Annotated in this window: 19 protein-coding genes and 1 pseudogene; 12 read left to right on the top strand and 8 right to left on the bottom strand. The window is 72.7% G+C overall.

The window, feature by feature from the left end; genetic code table 11:
• The first annotated feature begins 35 nt into the window (after window positions 1–35).
• Together ABT360_RS29305 and ABT360_RS29300 are read left to right on the top strand one after the other, a co-directional pair.
• Window positions 36–1,436, top strand: a complete 1,401-nt coding sequence (locus tag ABT360_RS29305; RefSeq protein WP_351822956.1) for an 8-oxoguanine deaminase — start codon at window positions 36–38, stop codon at window positions 1,434–1,436.
• 273 nt (window positions 1,437–1,709) lie between these two features.
• Window positions 1,710–3,167: a nucleobase:cation symporter-2 family protein gene (locus tag ABT360_RS29300; RefSeq protein WP_444852344.1), complete on the top strand. Its 1,458-nt coding sequence runs from the start codon at window positions 1,710–1,712 to the stop codon at window positions 3,165–3,167.
• A gap of 148 nt (window positions 3,168–3,315) precedes the next feature.
• Here the strand turns inward: ABT360_RS29300 and ABT360_RS29295 are convergent, their stop codons facing one another.
• Window positions 3,316–3,900 carry a TIGR03086 family metal-binding protein gene (locus ABT360_RS29295; protein ID WP_351822953.1) on the bottom strand — a complete coding sequence of 195 codons (585 nt, stop codon included), beginning with the start codon at window positions 3,898–3,900 and terminating at the stop codon, window positions 3,316–3,318.
• Window positions 3,901–3,979: 79 nt separating this feature from the next.
• Window positions 3,980–4,624: a hypothetical protein gene (locus ABT360_RS29290; protein ID WP_351822950.1), complete on the bottom strand. Its 645-nt coding sequence runs from the start codon at window positions 4,622–4,624 to the stop codon at window positions 3,980–3,982.
• A gap of 156 nt (window positions 4,625–4,780) precedes the next feature.
• On the opposite strand from ABT360_RS29290, the gene ABT360_RS29285 reads away from it, so the two are divergent.
• The 4 genes from ABT360_RS29285 (at window position 4,781) to ABT360_RS29270 (ending at window position 8,913) form a co-directional block, all read left to right on the top strand.
• Complete coding sequence (locus tag ABT360_RS29285) at window positions 4,781–6,961, top strand: hypothetical protein (protein WP_351822948.1); 2,181 nt, start codon at window positions 4,781–4,783, stop codon at window positions 6,959–6,961.
• A gap of 82 nt (window positions 6,962–7,043) precedes the next feature.
• Window positions 7,044–8,012 (top strand): fibronectin type III domain-containing protein, encoded by a 969-nt coding sequence (locus ABT360_RS29280; RefSeq protein ID WP_351822945.1) that lies wholly within the window; start codon window positions 7,044–7,046, stop codon window positions 8,010–8,012.
• Between the two features lie 57 nt (window positions 8,013–8,069).
• Window positions 8,070–8,600 carry a hypothetical protein gene (locus ABT360_RS29275; RefSeq protein WP_351822942.1) on the top strand — a complete coding sequence of 177 codons (531 nt, stop codon included), beginning with the start codon at window positions 8,070–8,072 and terminating at the stop codon, window positions 8,598–8,600.
• A 187-nt stretch (window positions 8,601–8,787) separates the two neighbouring features.
• Window positions 8,788–8,913, top strand: a complete 126-nt coding sequence (locus tag ABT360_RS29270) for a hypothetical protein (protein ID WP_351822939.1) — start codon at window positions 8,788–8,790, stop codon at window positions 8,911–8,913.
• A 41-nt stretch (window positions 8,914–8,954) separates the two neighbouring features.
• Here ABT360_RS29270 and aceB read toward each other — a convergent pair whose 3' ends face one another.
• Together aceB and ABT360_RS29260 are read right to left on the bottom strand one after the other, a co-directional pair.
• Window positions 8,955–10,577 (bottom strand): malate synthase A, encoded by a 1,623-nt coding sequence (gene aceB / locus ABT360_RS29265; protein WP_351822936.1) that lies wholly within the window; start codon window positions 10,575–10,577, stop codon window positions 8,955–8,957.
• 229 nt (window positions 10,578–10,806) lie between these two features.
• On the bottom strand, window positions 10,807–11,418 hold the full coding sequence (locus tag ABT360_RS29260) for a nucleotidyltransferase family protein (protein ID WP_351822933.1): 612 nt from the start codon (window positions 11,416–11,418) through the stop codon (window positions 10,807–10,809).
• Between the two features lie 140 nt (window positions 11,419–11,558).
• On the opposite strand from ABT360_RS29260, the gene ABT360_RS29255 reads away from it, so the two are divergent.
• Entirely contained in the window at window positions 11,559–13,430 is a 1,872-nt protein-coding gene (locus ABT360_RS29255; protein WP_351822930.1) for a serine/threonine-protein kinase, read from the top strand.
• 93 nt (window positions 13,431–13,523) lie between these two features.
• Window positions 13,524–13,835: a DUF5955 family protein gene (locus tag ABT360_RS29250; RefSeq protein ID WP_351822927.1), complete on the top strand. Its 312-nt coding sequence runs from the start codon at window positions 13,524–13,526 to the stop codon at window positions 13,833–13,835.
• Between the two features lie 10 nt (window positions 13,836–13,845).
• On the opposite strand, the gene ABT360_RS29245 is transcribed toward ABT360_RS29250, so the two are convergent.
• Together ABT360_RS29245 and ABT360_RS29240 are read right to left on the bottom strand one after the other, a co-directional pair.
• Complete coding sequence (locus ABT360_RS29245) at window positions 13,846–14,466, bottom strand: response regulator transcription factor (protein WP_351822924.1); 621 nt, start codon at window positions 14,464–14,466, stop codon at window positions 13,846–13,848.
• Window positions 14,463–15,629 carry a sensor histidine kinase gene (locus tag ABT360_RS29240; RefSeq protein ID WP_351822921.1) on the bottom strand — a complete coding sequence of 389 codons (1,167 nt, stop codon included), beginning with the start codon at window positions 15,627–15,629 and terminating at the stop codon, window positions 14,463–14,465. The genes ABT360_RS29245 and ABT360_RS29240 overlap by 4 nt, the downstream gene beginning before the upstream one ends.
• A 112-nt stretch (window positions 15,630–15,741) precedes the next feature.
• Here ABT360_RS29240 and ABT360_RS29235 point away from each other — a divergent pair, with 112 nt between their 5' ends.
• Both ABT360_RS29235 and ABT360_RS29230 read left to right on the top strand, forming a co-directional pair.
• Window positions 15,742–16,809, top strand: a complete 1,068-nt coding sequence (locus ABT360_RS29235) for an ABC transporter permease (protein WP_351822918.1) — start codon at window positions 15,742–15,744, stop codon at window positions 16,807–16,809.
• Window positions 16,806–17,495, top strand: a complete 690-nt coding sequence (locus ABT360_RS29230) for an ABC transporter ATP-binding protein (protein ID WP_351822915.1) — start codon at window positions 16,806–16,808, stop codon at window positions 17,493–17,495. Before ABT360_RS29235 ends, ABT360_RS29230 begins: the two co-directional genes overlap by 4 nt.
• A gap of 407 nt (window positions 17,496–17,902) precedes the next feature.
• On the opposite strand, the gene ABT360_RS29225 is transcribed toward ABT360_RS29230, so the two are convergent.
• The gene (locus ABT360_RS29225) at window positions 17,903–18,712 is read right to left on the bottom strand and encodes an IclR family transcriptional regulator (protein WP_351822912.1); all 810 of its coding nucleotides are present in this window, start codon (window positions 18,710–18,712) and stop codon (window positions 17,903–17,905) included.
• A 427-nt stretch (window positions 18,713–19,139) separates the two neighbouring features.
• On the opposite strand from ABT360_RS29225, the gene allB reads away from it, so the two are divergent.
• Together allB and alc are read left to right on the top strand one after the other, a co-directional pair.
• Window positions 19,140–20,480 carry an allantoinase AllB gene (gene allB / locus ABT360_RS29220; RefSeq protein ID WP_351822979.1) on the top strand — a complete coding sequence of 447 codons (1,341 nt, stop codon included), beginning with the start codon at window positions 19,140–19,142 and terminating at the stop codon, window positions 20,478–20,480.
• A 5-nt stretch (window positions 20,481–20,485) separates the two neighbouring features.
• Entirely contained in the window at window positions 20,486–21,598 is a 1,113-nt protein-coding gene (alc, locus tag ABT360_RS29215; protein ID WP_351822909.1) for an allantoicase, read from the top strand.
• A gap of 137 nt (window positions 21,599–21,735) precedes the next feature.
• Here the strand turns inward: alc and ABT360_RS29210 are convergent.
• Window positions 21,736–22,280 (bottom strand): annotated as a pseudogene (locus ABT360_RS29210) (SDR family oxidoreductase); the annotation flags it as partial.
• Between the last annotated feature and the right edge of the window lie 67 nt (window positions 22,281–22,347).

The raw sequence follows: 22,347 nt of genomic DNA, 5'->3' as shown, positions 1-22,347 counted from the left end.
CCACACAGCCACTATTGAACGAAGAAGGAAGCACCATGGCACCTTCGGCAGCCCAGAGCGCCCCCCAGCGCATCGTGATCGAGAACTGTGCGATCGCGACCGTCGACGCCCATGACACCGAGTACGCCTCGGGTCACCTCGTCATCGCGGACAACAGGATCGAGTCGGTCGGAGCAGGCAAGGCCCCCGAGGGCCTGGAGAACGTCGTACGGCGCATCGACGCCACCGGCCACCTCGTCACCCCCGGCCTGATCAACACGCACCACCACTTCTACCAGTGGATCACCCGTGGCCTGGCCACCGACCACAACCTCTTCAACTGGCTCGTCGCCCTCTACCCGACGTGGGCGCGCATCGACGAGCAGATGGGGTACGCGGCGGCCCAGGGCTCCCTCGGGATGATGGCCCGCGGCGGCGTCACCACCGCCATGGACCACCACTACGTCTACCCGAAGGACTCCGGCGACCTGTCCGGCGCCATCATCAAGGCCGCGTCCGAGATGGGTGTCCGCTTCACCCTCGCGCGTGGCTCCATGGACCGCAGCGAGAAGGACGGCGGCCTGCCGCCGGACTTCGCCGTCGAGACCCTCGAAGGCGCCCTCGCCGCCACCGAGGAGACCGTCAAGAAGCACCATGACGCCTCCTTCGACGCCATGACCCAGGTCGCCGTCGCGCCCTGCTCCCCGTTCTCCGTCTCCACCGAACTGCTCAAGCAGGGCGCCGAGCTGGCCCGCCGCCTCGGGGTGCGCCTGCACACCCACGGCTCGGAGACCGTCGAGGAGGAGCAGTTCTGCAAGGAACTGTTCGGCATGGGCCCGACCGACTACTTCGAGTCCACCGGCTGGCTCGGCGAGGACGTGTGGATGGCGCACTGCGTCCACATGAACGACTCCGACATCGAGGCCTTCGCCCGGACGAAGACCGGCGTCGCGCACTGCCCGTCGTCCAACGCCCGCCTCGCCGCCGGCATCGCCCGCGTACCGGACATGCTCAAGGCCGGCGTGCCGGTCGGCCTCGGCGTCGACGGCACCGCCTCCAACGAGTCCGGCGAGCTCCACACCGAGCTGCGCAACGCGCTGCTGATCAACCGCCTCAACCCGGTGCACCGCGAGGCCGCCCTCAACGCCCGCCAGGCCCTGCGCCTCGGGACGTACGGTGGCGCCCAGGTCCTCGGCCGCGCCTCGCAGATCGGCTCCCTGGAGGTGGGCAAGCTCGCCGACCTGGTGCTGTGGAAGCTGGACACGCTCGCCCACGCTTCCATCGCCGACCCGGTGACCGCCCTCGTCTTCGGTGCGGCGGCCCCGGTCACGGCGTCGTTCGTCAACGGCAAGCAGATCGTCGAGAACAACCGTCTGCTGACGGTCGACGAGGACGCCATCGCGCGCTCCACCCGGGACGAGGCCCAGCGCCTCGCCCGTATCGCCGCCCAGGGCTGACCCCCTGAGGCGCACATCGCCGGCCCGCGCTCGACGCGGGTGAGCGATCCACGAAGTCCGGTCGAGGGGGACGGCCCTCGACCGGTCGCCGTGGACCCGAGCGGGGTCCGCGGCAGCCGGACCGGGGGGTGCCGTACCGCAATGAGGTACAGCACTCCCCGGAACGGTGAAGGGTGTCGGCATTCCCGACGACACACCCCCCGGGCGCAACACCTGCAACACCTCCCTGAAACCCACGTCCCCCAGCACGTGTAACCGACCGGAGGAACCCACGTGGCCGCCAAGCCCAGGTTTCGCAACGACGAAGACGCCACCGACGCAGGAGCCGCCCCGGCGGACCGGAAACACCCGGTCGACGAGACGCTCCCGCCCCTGAAGATGTTCACCAGCGGCCTCCAGCACGTGGCCGCCATGTACGCGGGTGTGGTGGCCCCGCCCCTGATCGTCGGAGCCGCCGTAGGGCTCTCCGGAACCGAACTCACCTTCCTCACCGGCGCGAGCCTCTTCACCGCGGGCCTCGCCACCTTCCTGCAGACCCTCGGCATCTGGAAGATCGGCGCCAGGCTGCCGTTCGTCAACGGCGTCACCTTCGCCGGTGTCGCCCCCATGCTCGCCATCATCGACACCACCGACGACAAGGCCGACGCCCTCCCGGTCATCTTCGGCGCGATCATCGTCGCCGGCCTGCTGGGCTTCATCGCCGCCCCGTACTTCAGCAAACTGGTGCGGTTCTTCCCCCCGGTCGTCACCGGCACCGTCATCACCCTGATCGGTGTCTCCCTGCTGCCCGTCGCCTTCGGCTGGGCCCAAGGGCCCAATCCGGCGGCCGACGACTACGGCTCGACCACCTACCTCACGCTCGCGGCGATCACGCTCGTCCTGGTCCTGGTACTGCGGCGGTTCACCCGGGGCTTCGTCAAGCAGATCGCCGTACTGATCGGACTCGTCCTCGGCACACTCATCGCCATACCCTTCGGCGTCACCGACTTCAGCCCGGTCACCGAGGCGGACATCGTCGGTTTCCCGACGCCATTCCACTTCGGCGCCCCGCAGTTCGCCCTCGCCGCGATCATCTCCATGTGCGTGGTGATGCTCGTGTCGATGACCGAGTCGACCGCCGACATGCTGGCGCTCGGTGAGATCGTCGAGCGGCCGGCCGACGAGAAGACCATCGCGGCCGGTCTCCGCGCCGACACCCTCGGCTCGGCGATCAGCCCGCTGTTCAACGGCTTCATGTGCAGCGCGTTCGCCCAGAACATCGGGCTCGTCGCCATGACGAAGATCCGCAGCCGGTTCGTCGTCGCGGCGGGCGGCGGCTTCCTGGTCCTGATGGGCCTGTCCCCGGTCGCCGCCTCACTGATCTCCGTCGTCCCGCGCCCGGTGCTCGGCGGCGCGGGCGTGGTCCTCTTCGGCTCGGTCGCGGCCAGCGGCATCCAGACCCTGGTCAAGGCAGGCCTGGAGAAGGACAACAACGTCCTGATCGTGGCCGTCTCGCTGGCCGTGGGCATCATCCCGATCACGGCGCCGGAGTTCTACCACGCCTTCCCGGAGACCGCGAAGATCATTCTGGACTCCGGCATCTCTACCGGCTGTGTCGCCGCCGTCCTGCTGAACCTGGTCTTCAACCACCTGGGCAACGGCGGCCGCGACGCCGACGAGGTCACCGCCCCGATGGAACCGGGCGAGGAGATCTCCGAAACCCGCGCCGCCAAGACGGCCCCGGTGCACTGACGAACCGGGTCGAGAGCGGGCGCGTACGGCACCGGCGGGTGCCGTACGCGCCCGTGCGTCGTGTTCAGCGCGAGCTGCCGGCCGGCTCGCGCCCCATGCACGCCGTCTCCGGCCGGGCTTGTACAACGCCCTCCCGATCGTCCGGGTTTCAGCGGGCCGCCTCCGGGCGCCAGCCGGGACGGCGGCCGCTGAGGCCGATCACCCGGTCGAGCAGCGGCGCGTCGGCCGGCACCGGCACGGGCGGGCCGAACGGGCCCCGCTGATCCGGGTCGTCCGCGGTGGGAGCCAGCAGGGCGTACGAGGCCTCCAGGGACGCCTCGTCCGGCGCGTACTCCTGGCCGGTCGCCCGCGCCAGGTCCCAGCCGTGGATCAGCACCTCGTTCAGCGCGACCAGGCCCGCCACCTCGCCCGGCAGGGTGACACCGCCCGCCCGGGTGGTGCCCTCCCAGGCCCTCGGGGCTCGCCAGGCGTCGGCGAGCTCGTCGAGCCGGCGGGGGAGTGCGGTGCGCCAGTCGTCGTCGAGCGGCGGCAGACCGGCCTGGGGATCCGTGTCCGTGGTCGGTCCGAGGTCCTTCCTCCCGGCGTCCCGGAAGGCGGTCGCGAGCCCCACCAGATGGGCCAGCAGCTGCCGTACGGCGTAGTCGGGGCACGGCGTCGGGGCGTCGAGCCGGTCGTCGGTGACGCCGTCCACCAGCCGCGCCACCTGGCGGGTCGCGGGTCCGAGGTCGAGCATGACGGTCTCCGTGGGTACGTTCGTGGGTACGTCCATGTGACGGCAGACCGCCACCGGCCCGGAAACTCATCGTCGCCCCTCACCGCGTCCGCCGCGCGCACTCCGCCGCCAGCCGCGGGTACGCCCGCGCGATCGCCCCGTACACCCGCTCCCGCAGCAGCCGCTCGGCCTCCGCCCGCCCGGTCGCCCCGAACAGCCCGTCCAGCAGCGTGTCGTACCGGCTCAAGGCGTGGCGCAGGTAGTCGACCTGCCACCGCACCAACGCCCCCGCATCGTCCGAACCCCCCGGTCCGGGCCCCGCACCGCCCGCACCCGCAGACCTCGACGTGCCGCCCGCCCCGGCCGCCCCCGGAGCGGGCCCGCTCCCGGCGCCCGGTGAGCCACCGACCAGCCGTCGGTGCCGTACCGCCCGTCGCTCCAGCTCCGGTTCCGGCAGCAGCGGCACGCGGATCGGCTCCGCCCGGACGGCCGCGAGCACCGCCTGCCGACGACGCTCCGCCGCCGCCCGTGCCGCCGCCCCGCTCCGCCCCGCCGCGGCCGAGCACTCCGCGAACTCCGGCGTCCGCTCCACCGCCTCCACCCGCGCCAGCAGATACAACCGCACCGGCGCGACCGACCACCGCCTCGGGTCCCGCCCCTGCACGTCCGGTTCACCGAGCAGGTCCCGCACCATCGCGTCCGTCCACCCGCGCTGCCGCAGCCGGTCCAGCGTCAGAAACGTCAAACGCTCCGTCATGAATCCCCCAGCCTCGTCACGGAGAGTGATGAATCCAGTGAAGCGCACCCCACTGACAACAGCGTCCGAACCGGCGTCCCCTGATTGGGCTACGCACCCGTGCGCGAGCGGCGCCGACCCGCGCGCGGCCCATACGCTCCCCGAGTGACCGTGATCCGTACACCTGCTCTGAACACCGGACTCGACGACTTCCTGGGCTGGGCGGACAAGGAACGCGAGGCCCGCGGCCAAGCCCCCCTCCCCGCGCGTACCGCCGATGCCGTCCTGACGCTGCTCGCCCTGCGCGGGGCGGACCGCAGGACCGGTGTGCCCGAGCCGACCGCGCGGCTCCTGGGCCCCGTGCTCCACGAGGATCTGCCCGTCCTGCTGTGGGGCACCCCGCCGGAGGCCGACGCCGTGCCCGAGGTCCTCACCGCGCTCGCCGACCGGGCCCGGGCGTCCGGCCGCCTGAACGCCAAGCGACACGCCCGGCTGCTCGCCGAGATCGAGGAGGCCGTGCCGGAGTTCCGCCGCGCCATGGCCGACCCGTGGAACCTGACCTGGCCGCGCTGGTACGCCTCCCTGCTGCGCGCCGACGGCGTCGACGCCGACGACCCCGACGCCGTACGGGCATGGCTCGCCGCCCACGAGGACACACCGCGCGCCGAGCGCCCCGCGCTCCCCGCGCCCCTGCACCGCTCCGACGTCGCCGCCCGTACCTTCGCGGCCCGCGTCCAGCTGGGCGAGCTGCTGCTGGCCGCGTTCGCCCGCGATGTCGAGGAGCCCTCCCCGGCCGGCCCGCTGCTGGCCGGCCCGCCACTGGACGACGACCGTCCCGACGAGGCGCTCCCCGCCGAACTGGAGCGGACCGCCGCCGCCCTGAGCGACCGCTGGACGGCCGCCGGTCTCAGCGACGCCCTCGCCGAACCGGACGGCCCGCACGCCGCTTTGGCACCCAGCCCCGAGGCCATCCCCCACTTCGCCCTCGTGGACCGGCTGCTCGGCGAACACCTCGACTACTACGGCGACACCGCCCACCCCCTCCCGCCGTCGCCCGCCCTGCCGGCCCCCGACGAGATCAAGGCGCTGCTGCACGCCGCCCGGCTTCCCTCCGCCCTCGCGGCGGGTTCCGCCGACGCCCCGCCCGAGATCGCCGAGCGCTGCTTCACCGGCTCCGCCGCCACCGTCTGGACCGACGGAACCCCCGAGGAGTTGACCGAGCTCGCCGCGGACGTCCTGGCCGCTGTCGTCGACGACATCGGCTCCACCTCCGACTCCGAGTTCGCCCAGGACGCCGCGCACCTGCTCTACGCGCTGTACGAGCGGGGTTGCACCGCCGACTCCGTCGTACGCAAGGCGGCCGAGCACGGCGACCTGCCGGTCGATCCGGAGCTGGAGGACGCCCCGGTACCGGTCCCGGAGGACAGGTCCTACCACCCGTACGAGATGCCGCCCCCGGACCGTCTGCCCGCCCTCCTGGGCATCCCCTCCCTCGGCGAGGACGACCTGTCCCAACTCGCGCCCCGGGCCGAGGCCCTGGCGGACGTCGTCGACCGGCTGGCCGAGACGGGCTGTGTCTTCCGCGCCGGCGACGCATACGGACTCACCCCGCTCGGGTGCGCCGTGCTGCGCCACGTCCTGTCGGCCGGCCATGTCGCGACACCCGACGACGAGGAGGTCTCCGAGTGGGAGGCCGCCCAACTCGTCCCCGCCGTCGGGACCTGGCCGACGCAGACGGCCGTCGACACCCTGACGAGGTGGACGGCCGGACGCGGCGTGACCGCCTGGAGCGAGTTGCTCGGTGCCGTCGAAACGGCCAAGAGCGCGGACTTCCACGGCATCGACACCGGCACCGTCCTCGGTCGCTTCGACCTCGCCGCCGTTCCCGCCGAGGCCCTCCGTGCCGCGCTCACCCACCCGGCCACCGGCGCCCACGCCCACCGGCTCCTGGGCGCCCGGGGGGAGGCCACCGCCGCGGACGCCGACCGTGTTCCGCGGAGCGCCCGGGCGGTGCTGGCCCTGGAAACGCTGGAGGACCGCTGGCACCAGGACCTGCGCATGTACGTGGGGGCAGCGTCCGAGCGGCAGCCCGAGGAACTGGACACGAGCACTCTCCCCTGGCTGCTCCCCGAAGCCTTCGACGCCGCCGCGTCGGCCTGGCCGGGCGGCGCCCCGGCCCTGGTGGAGGCCATCGTCCGGACCGACCGGAGCACCGCCCTCGGGGTCCTGGAGGAACTCGCCGACCAGCACCCGGACCCGAAGGTGGCGGCCCTGGCGGCGCGCACCGCCAAACCGCTGCGCCGGCAGATGCCCGGACCCGAGGGTCACAGGAAACACAGCCGTTGACCGTGTCCCCGCCCTTGAAGCCTTCCTCCCCGTATGCCATACAGGTCTGGACCAATCCCCCTGTCGTACGTGGAGGCCGACCGTGCAACGCCCCCTCACCGCCGCCGCGTTGACCGCTTCCGCCGCCCTCCTCGCTGCGTGCGGCGGTGGCGGCGGTCCGGACGCGGACAAGGCCAAGGACACCGAACCCCCCTCGGCCCCCGCCGGGGTGACCGCCCAGGCAGGCAGCGCCACCTCCGTGCACGTGATGTGGGAGCGCTCGTCGGACAACAAGGCGGTCACCGGATACGAGGTGCACCACAAGGGCCGGAAGGTCGCGGTGGTGCCCACCGGCAGGACCATGGTCGACATCGAGCGGCTGACCCCCTCGACCGCGTACAGCTTCACCGTCCGCGCCCGGGACGCCGCCGGCAACCTCTCGGGGCCCAGCGTCGCGATACCCGTCACCACACCCCCGTCCACACCGGACGACGGAACGCCTCCCACCCGCCCGACGGCTCTTCGTGGCACGGTCGGGGGCAGCCGGGAGGTCACCCTCTCCTGGGAGCACGCCACCGATGCCGCCGGTGTCACCGCGTACGACGTCTACCAGGCCGACTCCCGTGTCCACAGTGTCCCCGGCACCGCCACCACCGCCCGTATCACCAACCTGCGTCCGGGCACCGTCTACACCTTCACCGTCCGGGCCCGCGACGCCGCGGACAACTCCTCGCCCGACAGTCCCTCGGTCGACCTCACGACCGCCCCGGCCCCCGGCTCCGGTCCCAGCACCGCCCCCACCGGCCTCACGGCGACGGCCCGCAAGGGCGGTGTGGTCCTGGCCTGGACCCCGCCGGACACCGGAGCCCCGGTCAAGGAACACCAGTTGTTCCTCAACGGGAGGTTCGCCACCACCATCGTCTGGGGCGCCCAGCCCCCGCCCGGCCGGGTGCGGTACACCTTCACCGTCACCGACGAGCCCGGCACCCGGTACACCGTCAAACTCCGCGCCAAGCTCCCGGACGGCACCTGGGGCGACTTCTCGGCGCAGCGAACGGTGGTCGTGCCCTGATTTCCCTTTCCGGCGGTCGGTGTGAGCGTTTCCACCCCTCCGAAGGGGAATCCGTCAGTGAAGAACAATTGCATCCGCATGGCGGCCGCCGCCGCGCTCGCCGCTGTCGCCTTCGGGGCCATCGCACCCGTGGCCCAGGCGGCCGAGGGGGAACGGTACCGGGCATACAGCGAGGTACCGGCGGAGTCGCTGCGGCCGACCGCCGCCGACGTGCGCGATCTCGTCGCCCGGATGAAGGCCGACGGTGCCGATCCCGCCCTCATCGGTGAATTCGAGCGGTACGCGCAGCAATGGGAGAACCCGGACGCCCACCAGCGGACCAAGCGGGCTCTGGGAATGGGAACGATCGTCCGCAAACTCATCGTCGCCGGGCTGCGTCACGGAGGTGTGTGGGCCGGGAAAATCATCGGGAAGGTGAGCAAGAAGAGCGGCGCCTTCATCTCCCGCAATGGCAACAAGATCGCCGATGCCATTGAGGACGTCGAAGGGTGGAGCGAGACCGCACTCACCGTGGCCATGGTGAAGGCGGGAATTCCCACGGATGTGGCCCATGACATCGCACGGGCGATCATGCTGGTCGCCCTCTGACCCCTCGTCACCCGGCGGCACCCCCTCTCGTGGGGTGTCGCCCTTCGCACCACCCACAAGGGAAGGAGCCCTCCGGTGGAACCGGAGAAGCACCCCGCAGGCACCTCCGACTGGGCCTCCCTGTCGCCTCGCCAGAAGGCGCTCAGCGCTGTCGGCCTGACGGGGCTGGGGCTCGGGGTGGTGGCGTTTGCGTGACCCCTGGGTTCCCGCCCTCCTGGCGACCGTGTTGGTGGCGCTGTCGGGACACGTCGTCGCGTACGCCGAGAAGCGCAAGGCGGCCGGGAGCGAGGGCGGGCATGACTCCGCCCCCTGACGCAGTGCGACGCCGGGGGACGGAGTGGTCCTACGGGCAGGTCAGCCGACGAGCTGGTCGTACGCCGGGAGGGTGAGGAAGTCCTCGTAGTCCTCGTCCAGCGAGACCTTCAGGAGCAGGTCGTGGGCCTGCTGCCACTTGCCCGCCGCGAAGACGTCCTCGCCGATCTCGGCGCGGATGGCGGCCAGTTCCTCGGCCGCGACCTTGCGGGCGAGCTCGGGGGTGGCCTCCTCGCCGTTCTCGAAGACGACACCCGCGTTGATCCACTGCCAGATCTGCGAGCGCGAGATCTCGGCGGTCGCCGCGTCCTCCATCAGGTTGAAGATGGCCACGGCGCCCAGGCCGCGCAGCCACGCCTCGATGTAGCGGATGCCGACCTGGACGGCGTTGCGGAGGCCCTCGTACGTCGGCTTCGCGTCGAGCGAGTCGATGGCGATGAGGTCACCCGGGGCCACCGAGACGTCCTCGCGGAGGCGGTCCTTCTGGTTGGGCTTGTCGCCCAGCACCGCGTCGAAGGAGGCCATCGCGATCGGAACGAGGTCGGGGTGGGCGACCCAGGAGCCGTCGAAGCCGTCGTTCGCCTCGCGGTCCTTGTCCGCCTTGACCTTCTCGAAGGCGACCCTGTTGACCTCGGGGTCCTTGCGGGACGGGATGAAGGCCGCCATGCCGCCGATCGCGTGCGCGCCCCGCTTGTGGCAGGTGCGGACCAGCAGTTCGGTGTACGCGCGCATGAACGGCGCCGTCATCGTCACCGCGTTGCGGTCCGGGAGGACGAACTTGGCCCCGCCGTCACGGAAGTTCTTGACGATCGAGAAGAGGTAGTCCCAGCGACCGGCGTTGAGGCCCGCGGCGTGGTCGCGGAGCTCGTAGAGGATCTCCTCCATCTCGTACGCGGCCGTGATCGTCTCGATCAGGACGGTCGCGCGGACGGTGCCCTGCGGGATGCCGACGTAGTCCTGGGCGAAGACGAAGATGTCGTTCCAGAGGCGGGCCTCCAGGTGCGACTCCGTCTTCGGGAGGTAGAAGTACGGGCCCTTGCCGAGGTCGATGAGCCGCTGCGCGTTGTGGAAGAAGTACAGGCCGAAGTCGACCAGGGCTCCGGGCACGGGGCGGCCGTCGAAGCGCAGGTGGCGCTCCTCCAGGTGCCAGCCGCGCGGACGCATGACGACCGTCGCCAGCTCGGAGGCGGGCTTGAGGGCGTACGACTTGCCCGTGCGCGGGTCGGTGAAGTCGATCCTGCGCTCGTAGGCGTCGATCAGGTTGAGCTGGCCGAGGACGACGTTCTCCCAGGTGGGGGCGGACGCGTCTTCGAAGTCTGCGAGCCAGACCTTGGCGCCCGAGTTCAGGGCGTTGATGGTCATCTTGCGGTCGGTCGGGCCGGTGATCTCGACGCGGCGGTCGTTCAGCGCGGCCGGGGCCGGCGCGACCTTCCAGCTGTCGTCCTCGCGGAGCTGTGCGGTCTCCGGGAGGAAGTCGAGGGTGCTGGTGCGGGCGATCTCGGCACGGCGCTCGGCGCGGCGGGCGAGGAGCTCGTCACGCCGTGGCGTGAAGCGCCGGTGCAGCTCGGCCACGAAGGCCAGGGCCGCATCGGTGAGGACCTCGTCCTGCCGGGGCAGGGGCTCGGCTTCGACGATGGCCAGCGGGGACGGCGCTGGTGCGGACATGAGCTGTCACTTCCTTCAGCGGGGACTGTGGCACGGCGCCGTGCAGCGGCCGCCGGGCATACGCGCGCGGCACTGAGTGCCGTGGGAGCCGAGATACGGTCACAGGCGCCTTCTGACGATCGGGTGCTTCTGAACAGTGGATACTAGTTTCCTCATAGTGGAAGTTCAATGGTTTGTTGATGTCGAGATTCTCCGAGTCGACACAACATGGCTCTGAGTGCCATCACCTTCACTCCAGGTGTGCCAGGTCGTCCACCGTGTCGATGTCGTAGGCCTCCGCGACGTCCCCGCACTCGACGAGGACGATCGACGGCTCGTGCTCCTTCAGGTAGGCGCGTGCCCCCCGGTCCCCCTCCGCACTCAGCCCCACGTCCGCCCACCTCTCGGCACCGATCAGCACCGGGTGGCCGCGCTTCCCGTCGTACGCGGCGGCCGCCAGCGCGTCCCGGGAGCGGTACGCGGCGGTCACCCGGCGCACCGCCTCGGGGCCGATCCCCGGCTGGTCCACCAGCGACACCACGGCCGCATCGGCGCCGCCCGCCGACGCGAGGGACGCCAGCCCCGCGCGGAGTGACGAGCCCATGCCCTCCTGCCAGTCCGGGTTGTCGATGAGCACGCAGCCCGGCAGCGAGGCCCGTTCGCGAACGGAGTCGGCGGCGGCGCCCAGCACCACGTGGACCACCTCGCAGCCGCCCGCCCGCAGGACGCCCACCGCGTGCTCCACCAGGGGGCGGCCGCGGTGCTCCAGGAGGGCCTTCGGACGGCCGCCGAGCCGCCTCCCGCCCCCCGCCGCGAGCAGAAGTCCGGCGATCCGTGGTCCGTCTGTCGTCGTATGTCCCATGTGGAGTGCATACCGCATGCGCGTGCACCCCGCGCGGGTGAAGAGGAGGCTCCGCCTTGGATAAGGTGCGGGTCCGGGATCAAAGCGATCAGCGGTGATCAACAGGACAGTATGAAGTCCGTTACGGGGGACGTGAGTTGATGAGTGGTGGTCCGGCACACCAGGGAACGGTCTTCCAGCCGCTCGAGGACGACGATCCGCGTTCGGTGGCCGGCTACCGGCTGGCCGCCCGGCTCGGCGCCGGCGGCATGGGCAAGGTGTACCTCTCGTACACCCCCGGCGGCCGGCCGGTCGCCATCAAGGTGATCCGACCCGACTTCGCCGAGGACGCGGAATTCCGGCGCCGGTTCGCGCAGGAGGTGAAGTCCGCCCAGCGCGTCCAGGGCCTGTACACCGCGCCCGTCATCGACTCCGACACCGACGCCCGCCAGCCGTGGCTGGCCACCGCCTATGTGCCCGGCCCCTCCCTCGCCGACGCGGTGCAGGCCCACGGCAGGCTGCCCGTCCACACGGTCCTGCTGCTGGTGGCCGGCATCGCCGAGGCGCTCCAGGTCATCCACGGCGCGGGCATCGTGCACCGCGACCTCAAACCCGCGAACGTCCTGCTCGCCGCCGACGGGCCGCGCGTGATCGACTTCGGTATCGCGCGCGCCGCCGACGCCACCTCGCTCACCGGCAGCGGCGTCACCATCGGCACCCCGTCGTTCATGTCGCCCGAGCAGGCGGCCGGCCGCACGGTCACCGCGGCCACCGACATCTTCGCGCTCGGCCAGGTCACCGCGTACGCGGCCATCGGCAGCCCCGCCTTCGGCGAGGGCACCTCGCACGGCGTGCTGTACCGGATCGTCCACGAGGAGCCGCAGCTCGACGGACTCCCGGACCGGCTGCGCGAGTTGGTGACCCGCTGCCTGGCCAAGGACCCGGCCGCGCGCCCGTCCGTCACCGACATCCTCGCCCTGTGCCAGGCCGCCAGCGACCAGACCGCGCTGCGCCGCCCGGAGGAGTGGCTGCCCGGCGCCGTCGCCGCCGACATCACCACCCGCGCCGCCGCGCCCGCCCCGGTGGCGGCCACCACGCCCCCGCCGCCCGCGCAGCCCCCCGCGACGCCGGTGCCGGCCGCGCCTCCCCAGGCCCCCGCCCCGCATCCCCCGACCGCCCACGCGGCTCCGGCGACCCCGCCGCCCGGCTTCGGCCCGCCGCCCACCCAGCCCCAGCCCCAGCCGCCGGGCCAGCCGCACCCGCAGGCCCAGTCGCCCGCCCACACCCCCGCGTACGGCTATCCGCAGGCCCACGCCACCCCGCACCCGCACGCCGGACCTGCTCCCGTCACGGGCCCCGTCACGGGCCCGGTGACGGCCTCCGTCCCCGCCCCGCCCCGCAAGAAGACCAAGCGGAACCTGCTGCTCGGCCTCACCGCCGCGCTCCTCGTGGCCGGGCTCGCCGGGGGCGGGGTGTACGTCCTGATGTCGAACGAGGACGCCAAGGGCGACAGCCGGGCACAGAGCCGCGACCAGTCCAAGAGCGACCCCACGGCCCAGGCCCCCGCCACCGAGGACGGCGCGGCCACCCCCTCGCCCGACGCGCCCTCCTCCCAGGAGCCCCCGGAGCCGGCCGCGAATCCCACCCCCGCCACGTACCAGGGCATCGACCTCACGGACGGCTACCACCTGACGCTGGGCGACGACCCCGTCAAGCCGCTCGGCGACGACGCCAACGTGGACGTCGCCTACTCCTGGAACCTGGAGAAGATCTACGTCGAGGACGGGCGGCTCATCCTGCTGCGCGCCGGACAGAAGGGCGACCTGGAGACCTGCCGGACCGAGACCCGCTATGCCGACCGGGTCGACCTCGACTCCCTGTCCAAGGGGTCCCAGCTGTGCGTCCTGACCAACGGGGGGCACCTCGGCCTCGTGACGTACCAGGGGAAGTCGCCCGAATCCGACCCCAGTCACTACGTCACCCTCGACGTGACCGTGTGGCGCGGCGCGATCGCCCCGGAGGCCACCTCCTGAGTTTTCGTCAGAGGAGTGGCGCTCCCCGCCCGTCATGGCGTTAAGTACAGGGACGGGCGCACAACGTAGTGCGAGCAAGGGGCGGGAGAGCTTTTGTTGCGAAGCATGGGACAGAGGCGCACGGCCGACAGCGGCGAGGACCCGAGGGTGACGGAGCTGCGGGCCGCCGTCTCCCGCCTCCGCCGCGAACTCGCCGGCCATCCGGCCGACTTCGCCGACCGGGGCATCGCCGAAGACGAACTGGCCGCACTCGCCGCGATGACGCTCACCGGGGTTCCCGAAGTGCGGCGGCTGCGGCGGTCGTTGCTGCTCATCGCGGGAGCGATCGGTTCGGTGAGCGCCCTCGGCGGCGCGCTCGCCGACGTACGCCACGCGGTGGAGCTGTTCGGCGAACAGCACCGGTAGGAACCGGGCGTCAGCGGCGGATCAGGCGGCGGGCCGTGGCCGCCGCCACCGCCGCGGTCCGTGAGTCGACGCCCAGCTTGGCGAAGACATGGACCAGATGGGACTTCACCGTCGCCTGGCTGAGGAAGAGCCGCTTGCTGATCTGCTGGTTGGACAGGCCCTCACCGACCAGTTGCAGCACCTCCAGCTCCCGCTTGGTCAGCGCCTCCGAGGGTGTCCGCATCCGGTCCATCAGGCGGTGCGCCACCGCCGGGGCGAGCGCGGACCGCCCGGCCGCGGCCGTACGGACCGCCGCCGCCAGCTCCTCCGGCGGCGCGTCCTTGAGCAGATAGCCGCTCGCGCCCGCCTCGACGGCGGCCAGGATGTCGGCGTCCGTGTCGTACGTGGTCAGCACCAGCACCCGGGGAGCCCCCGGGCGGGCGGTGATCGCGGCCGTCGCCTCCGAGCCGTGCAGGCCGGCGCCGAACTGGAGGTCCATCAGCACGACGTCCACGCCGTGAGCGAGCTCGACCGCGCGCTCGGCGGTGGCGGCCTCGGCGACCACCGTGAAGTCCGGCTCCGTGTCCAGGACGGCGCGCAGCCCGGCGCGTACCACCGGATGGTCGTCGGCGAGCAGCAGGCGGACCGTCATGAGCGGACTCCGGAGGGCAGGGGAAGGGCGACCGCGACGGCGGTGCCCTGGCCGGGCGACGACTCCACGGTGAACGTCCCGCCCAGCGACTGGGCCCGCGAGCGCATCGCCTGGAGGCCGAAACCGTCGCCCGGGGAGGGGCTCCAGCCGTGCGGGTCGAAGCCCTTGCCGTCGTCCACCACGTCCAGCGTGACGGACGCGCCCATGAAGGTGAGGGTGATCTCGGCGCGCCCGGCGCCCGCGTGCCGCACCGTATTGGCCAGCGCCGACTGGGCGATCCGCAGCAGCGCCACCTCGTACGGCGTCGGCAGCGGGACCGGCGTACCGCTCACGGAGAAACGGACCCTCGGCCCCGGGCCGTCCGGCTCGCACAGCCTCTCCAGCGCCGCCGCCAGCGAACCCCGCTCCAGATCGGCCGGGGCCAGCGCCCGGACGAAACGCCGGGCCTCCGCCAGGTTGTCCTGGGCCGTCCGCCGCGCCCGCTCGATGTGCCCGGCAGCGGCTGGAGCGCCGTCCGGCAGGGCGCGTTCGGCGGCCCGCAGCAGCAGCTGGATCGACGACAGGCCCTGCGCGAGCGTGTCGTGGATCTCCCGGGCCAGCCGCTCCCGCTCGGCCAGCGTGCCCGCGTGCCGCTCGGCGGCGGCGAGCTCCGCCCGAGTGGCGGTCAGCTCCTCGACCAGCCGCCGGTGCCGCTCGCTCTCCCGGTACAGCGCCTGGTAGCCGAGGACGGTCGCCACGGCGACGGCCGCGCCCAGCAGCGGACCGATGAACGCCCCGGGGTTGAGCGGTGCGCCATGGTGGACGTACGACATGATCGCCGCGACCGCCGTGCCGGCGACGGCAGGCAGGGACCAGCGCACCGGCAGCAGGTGCAGGTGCAGGAAGTACAGCGGGAAGGCCACCCACAACCCGTCGGGTGTCAGGACCAGCAGTACGAGCCAGGCCGCGGACAGGGCGGCCAGCCACACGGCGGCGGCCGACCGCGACTCCCGTACGGCACGGATCGCCGAACCGACCGCGTACACCGCGCCCGTCCCGGCCGCCGCGGTCACGGCGGCCGGGGTGCCGGCCCGCACGGCGGACAGCACCAGCAGCCCCGCCATCAGCAGGTGCGGACAGACGCGCAGGACGCGCAGGGCGGGGGTGAGCGAGCGGGGATCCATGACCCGTCCAGCGTAGGCGCGCCCGGCGCGTGGGGACTCAACCGAAAGTTTGACTACGGGCCCGTCCGGCGTGCGATGCCCGCGCGGGGCGCTCGTCGGCAGGCTGGCCCGCATGTTCGTGGCATGGAGAGACCTACGCTTCGCCAGAGGGCGATTCACGCTGATGGGGACGGTGATCGTGCTGATCACCCTGCTCGTCGGACTGCTGTCCGGGCTGACGGCCGGGCTCGCGCGGGAGAACGTCTCGGCGATCACCGGGCTGCCCGCCGACCGCCTGGCCTTCGCCGCCCCACCCCCCGGTCGGCCGGTGTCGTTCACGGAGTCCGCCGTGGCCGAGCGCGCGTGGCGGACGTGGCAGCGGCAGCCGGGCGTGACCGCCGCCGAGCCGGTCGGCATCGGCGGTGTCGACGCGTCGGCCGGGGACCGGACGGCGGCGCTCTTCGCCTTCGGTACCGAGCCGGGCGCCGGGATCGCACCGGACAGCGCGAAGCTGGGGCCCGGGCGAGTGGTGCTCTCGGAGCAGGCGGCCGAGGAGCTGGGAGCCCGGGCGGGGGACCGGGTACGTATCGGGCCGCGTGAGGCGACGGTCGCGGCGGTCGCCGGGGACGCCTCGTACAGCCATGCGCCGGTGGTGTGGACGTCCCTCGACGACTGGCAGCGGATCGGTGGTCGCGACGGGGCCACCGTCATCGCGCTGAGGGGGGAGGGCGCCGGCGCGGCGGCGGGCGACAAGGCGGCCGGGACGCGGAGCACGACCGTCGACGAAGCGCTCACCGCCATCGGCTCCTACCGGGCGGAGAACGGCTCGCTGCAATTGATGCGCGGGTTCCTCTTCGTGATCTCGGCGTTGGTCATCGGGGCGTTCTTCACGGTGTGGACGATCCAGCGCAGCGGAGACGTGGCGGTGCTGAAGGCGCTCGGCGCCTCGACCCCGTACCTCTTGAAGGACGCCCTGGGGCAGGCGGCGCTCATGCTGGGCGCCGGGATCCTGCTCGGAACCGGGCTCGCGGTGGGCATCGGCGCGCTGGTGGGCCGGGGCGACGTGCCCTTCCTGCTCGATCCGCTCACCGTCCTGGCCCCGGCCGCCGTGATGGCGGTGCTCGGGATGGTCGGGGCGGCCCTGTCCATCCGGCGGATCACCGCCGTCGACCCCCTCACCGCGCTCGGGAGCGCCCGATGAGCCTGCACCTCGACGATGTGACGCTGACCTACCCCGACGGTGACGGGCGGCTGACGGCGCTGGACGCCGTGTCGCTGGACGTGCCCCCGGGCAGCCTCACGGCGGTCGTCGGCCCGTCCGGTTCCGGCAAGTCCAGCCTGCTCGCGGTCGCGGCGACGCTGGTGACGCCGGACCGGGGGCGGGTGGTGGTGGCCGGAACGGACACCGGCCCGCTGGACCGGGCCGGGAGGGCGGCGCTGCGGCGCGAGCACGTCGGGATCGTGTTCCAGCAGCCGAACCTGCTGCCGTCGCTGACCGCCGCGGAGCAGCTCCGGGTGATGGCGCACCTGTCGGGCCGCAAGGGCACGGAGCGGCGGGCCCTGGACCTCCTCGACGCGGTCGGCCTCGGGGACCTGGCCGGACGGCGGCCGCACCAGCTCTCCGGCGGTCAGCGCCAGCGCGTGAACATCGCGCGGGCGCTGATGAACGACCCGGCCGTGCTGCTGGTCGACGAGCCGACCAGCGCGCTGGACCACGAACGCGGGGCGGCGGTCCTCGACCTGCTGGTCACCCTGACCCGGGAGCGCGGGACGGCGACGGTCCTGGTCACCCACGACCGGGCTCACCTGCAGCGGATGGACCGGACGGTCACCGTCCGAGACGGAAGGCTCTCACCCGGCCACCCCGTTTTGCCGGCCTCGGCTTGAGCGTCCCTGGCCTGAGGCGGCCCCGGCTTGAGGCGGCCCGGCCGAGGTGTCCCTGGTCTGAGGCGTCCCCGGCCTGAGAGGCGGCCCCAGTCCGAGGAAGCGACCCCGGCCGGAGGAGCCCGGCCCGAGGTGCTCGGCCTGAGAGACGGCCTGGTCTGAGAGACGGCCTGGCCTGAGACGGCTCCGGCCTGGAAGGCGGGCCTGGCCTGAGAGGCGGCTCCGGTCCAAGGAAGCGACCCCGGCCTGAGCGACCTCGGTCTGAGAGCGGTCTGGCCTGAGGCGCCCGGTCTGAGAGGCGGCTCCGGCCAGGAAGGCTGCCCCGCGCGGGGGCGGCCCTGGAAGGCGACCCCACCCGGGCAGACCGTGGCGCCGGCCCGGGTGGGGCCGGCCCGGGTGGGGCCGGCCGGTCAGGCCTGGCCGTTGTTGGCGGGGTTCGCCAGTGCCGTCGAGAGTTCCTTCGCGATGCCCTGGAGGATCGGGACGATCCGCTCCGTCGCGGTCTCCGTGACCCGGCCGGCCGGGCCCGAGATCGAGATGGCGGCGGCGGTGGGGGAGTCGGGCACCGAGACCGCGATGCAGCGGACGCCGATCTCCTGCTCGCTGTCGTCGACCGCGTACCCGGCCGACCGCACCTGCTCCAGGGCGTCCAGGAAGCCGTCGGGCGTGGTGATCGTCTTCTCGGTCGCGGCGGGCATGCCGGTGCGGGCGAGCAGCGCCCGTACCTCCTCCGGCGGGGTGTGGGCCAGCAGGGCCTTGCCCACGCCGGTGGAGTGCGGGAGCACGCGCCGGCCGACCTCGGTGAACATGCGCATCGAGTGCTTGGACGGCACCTGGGCGACGTACACGATCTCGTCGCCGTCGAGCAGTGCCATGTTCGCGGTCTCGCCGGTCTCCTCGACCAGCCGCGCGAGGTAGGGGCGTGCCCAGGTGCCCAGGAGGCGCGCGGCGGACTCGCCGAGGCGGATGAGACGGGGACCGAGCGCGTACCGGCGGTTGGGCTGCTGGCGTACGTAGCCGCAGGCGACCAGCGTGCGCATGAGACGGTGGATGGTGGGAAGCGGCAGTCCGCTGCTGGAGGAGAGCTCGCTCAGCCCGACCTCGCCCCCGGCGTCGGCCATCCGCTCCAGAAGGTCGAAGGCACGCTCCAGGGACTGGACACCGCCGGTCGCGGCGGCGGGCTTGGCGGCGTCGGTGGTGCTGGCGCTGGACGTCGGCACGTCAACGGTCCTTTCGAGGCGGATGGGCAAGTCAGCAGCCTACCGGGCCCTTGCGTCGGGCACATCGTCCGCGGAGGGACGTCTTCGCCGGTCAGGCGCCGTTTGTCCGGGTGTCCGCGGTGTTCCGTGAAGGTCTGCCGGTGCTCCGCATGTGGAGAGCTACGTTCTCCTCAGTGAAATTGTCTTTCCACTTCATGGAAACATCCAAGTTGCCCGTCCGCCACCCGGTGGCGACCCGGGAGGCTCTTGACGAGGCGGGGCCCGGAGTGAAGACTCCTTCAACAGTTCGTTGAAAAACGAGGATGTGGCCGACGGCGTGGCCGGCGGTCCGACCGGCCCGGGTGACCGGCCGATGTGAGGCTATGTGGAAGGCGATGTGGACGGGAACGTGGACCTGAACGGCAACGCGGAACAGGCGGAACAGGGCGTGGAGGCGAACGTGACTCTGGTACTGCGCTCGACGCGCGTCATCACCCCCGAGGGCACCAGGCCCGCCTCGGTCGCCGTCGCCGGTGGCCGGATCGCGGCGGTGCTGCCCCACGACGCCGAGGTGCCCGCCGGCGCCCGGCTGGAGGACGTCGGCGACCACGTCGTCCTGCCCGGCCTCGTCGACACCCACGTCCATGTGAACGACCCGGGCCGCACCGAGTGGGAGGGCTTCTGGACCGCCACCCGCGCGGCCGCGGCCGGCGGCATCACCACGCTCATCGACATGCCGCTCAACTCCCTGCCCCCGACCACGACCGTCGACAACCTGCGCACCAAGCAGGACGTGGCCCGCTCCAAGGCCCACATCGACGTCGGCTTCTGGGGCGGCGCCCTGCCCGACAACGTCAAGGACCTCCGCCCCCTGCACGACGCGGGCGTCTACGGGTTCAAGTGCTTCCTGTCGCCCTCCGGTGTGGAGGAGTTCCCGCAGCTCGACCAGGAGCAGCTCGCCGCCTCGCTCGCCGAGATCGCCGGCTTCGGCGGCCTGATGATCGTGCACGCCGAGGACCCGCACCACCTCGACGCCGCCCCGCAGAAGAGCTCGCCGAAGTACGCCGACTTCCTCGCCTCCCGGCCGCGCGACGCCGAGAACACCGCCATCGAGAACCTCATCAACCAGGCGAGGCGGCTCAACGCGCGCGTGCACGTGCTCCACCTGTCCTCCAGCGACGCGCTGCCGATGATCGCCGCCGCCCGCCGCGAAGGCGTACAGATCACCGTCGAGAGCTGCCCGCACTTCCTCACCCTCACCGCCGAGGAGATCCCGGACGGGGCGACGGAGTTCAAGTGCTGCCCGCCGATCCGTGAGGCGTCCAACCAGGACGCGCTGTGGGAGGGGCTCATCGACGGGACGATCGACTGCATCGTCTCCGACCACTCGCCCTCCACCGCCGACCTCAAGACCCCCGACTTCTCCACCGCCTGGGGCGGCATCTCCTCCCTCCAGCTGGGCCTGCCCGCCATCTGGACCGAGGCCCGCCGCCGCGGCCGCACCCTGGAGGACGTCGTGCGCTGGATGTCCACCGCCCCGGCCCGCCTGGCGGGCCTGGACCGCAAGGGCGCCATCGAACCCGGCCGCGACGCCGACTTCGCCGTCCTCGCACCCGATGAGACCTTCACCGTCGACCCGGCCGAGCTGCACCACCGCAACCAGGTCACCGCTTACGCGGGCAAGACCCTGCACGGCGTCGTCAAGTCCACCTGGCTGCGCGGCGTACGCATCGCCGACAACGGCACCCTGGCCGCGCCGACCGGCCGGCTGCTCGAAAGGAACAAGTGACCCCCGTGACCGGCATACCCGCTTTCACCGGCGACGCCAGCCCCTACGGCGGCGGTGACCCCTACGCCGACTACCGCACCGCCGACTTCCCCTTCACCGGCCTCGTCGACCTGGCCGACCGCCGCCTCGGCGCGGGCGTCATCGCCGCCAACGACGAGTTCTTCGCCGAGCGCGAGAACATGCTCAAGCCCGAGCCCGCCGAGTTCGACCCCGAGCACTTCGGCCACAAGGGCAAGATCATGGACGGCTGGGAGACGCGCCGCCGCCGCGGTGTCTCCGCCGACGAGCCGCACCCCACCGCCGAGGACCACGACTGGGCCCTGGTACGCCTCGGCGCCCCCGGCGTCGTACGCGGCATCGTCGTCGACACGGCCCACTTCCGCGGCAACTACCCGCAGGCCGTCTCCATCGAGGCGACCTCGGTGGCCGGCTCCCCGTCGCCCGAGGCGCTCCTCGCCCCCGACGTGAAGTGGACGACGCTCGTCCCGCGCACCGCCATCGGCGGCCACGCCGCCAACGGCTTCGCCGTCGACGTCGAGCAGCGCTTCACCCACCTGCGCGTCAACCAGCACCCCGACGGCGGCATCGCCCGCCTGCGCGTGTACGGCGAGGTCGCCCCCGACCCGGCGTGGCTCCGCGTGCTGGGCACCTTCGACGTCGTCGCCCTGGAGAACGGCGGCCGTGTCGAGGACGCGTCGGACCGCTTCTACTCGCCGGCCACCAACACCATCCAGCCCGGCCGCTCCCGCAAGATGGACGACGGCTGGGAGACCCGCCGCCGCCGCGACAAGGGCAACGACTGGATCCGCTACCAGCTCGTCGAGCAGTCCGCGATCCGTGCCGTCGAGATCGACACCGCGTACCTCAAGGGCAACAGCGCCGGCTGGGCCGCGTTGTCGTCACGCGACGGCGAGAGCGGCGAGTGGACCGAGTTCCTGCCGCGCACCCGCCTCCAGCCGGACACCAACCACCGGTTCGTCCTGCCGGAGCCGGTCGTGGGCACCCACGTCCGCATCGACATCTACCCGGACGGCGGCATCTCCCGCCTCCGCCTGTTCGGCTCCCTGACGGACGAGGGCGCCGAGCGCCTGTCGGCCCGCCACGACGAGCTGAACTGACCGACTCGGGCAGCACGACACCTGCCCGTATGCGAAGGGCGCACCGGCCCGACAGCACCGGTGCGCCCTCGCGCCTTCCCCTCCGCCTCCGTACGGCTCCACAAGGCTCCGTACGGCTGCGTGCGGTTCCTTACGGCTTACGCGGCGTGCCCGCCGTCCACGGCGAACTCCGCGCCCGTCACATACGCCGCATCGTCCCCGGCCAGGTACGCCACCATCGACGCCACCTCGTCCGGTACCCCGAAGCGGCCCGGCGCCGTCATCGCGCGCTGACCGTCCGCGTACGGACCGTCCGCCGGGTTCATGTCGGTGTCGACCGGCCCGGGTGGACGATGTTCGCCGTGATGCCCCGGTCACCCAGCTCCCGGGCGAGCGCCTTGGTCAGGCCGACCAGCGCGGACTTGCTCATCGCGTAGAGCGTCCCGCCGGGGCCCGGCACGCGCTGTGTCGTGCACGTCCCGATCGTGACGATCCGCCCGCCCCGCCCCATGCGCGCCGCGGCGGCCTGCGACGCCAGGAACACGCCCCGCACGTTCACCGCCGGCACCCGGTCGACATCGGTGGGCGCGAGGCTCTCCAGCGGGCCGAGCACCCCGACCCCGACGTTGTTGACGAGTACGTCCAGCCGCCCGCCCAGCGCCTCTGCGGCGCGCTCCACGGCGCCCGCCGCCCCGGCCGCGTCCTCGCCGGGGTGCTCGATCGCCAGCTCCGCCAGGCTCAGCAGTCCGGCCGCCAGGATCAGCGCGACC

Origin of the sequence: Streptomyces sp. NPDC000229 (assembly GCF_040300825.1) — a bacterium.
GTDB lineage: Bacteria > Actinomycetota > Actinomycetes > Streptomycetales > Streptomycetaceae > Streptomyces.
This window is presented reverse-complemented; position numbering and strand designations above follow the sequence as displayed.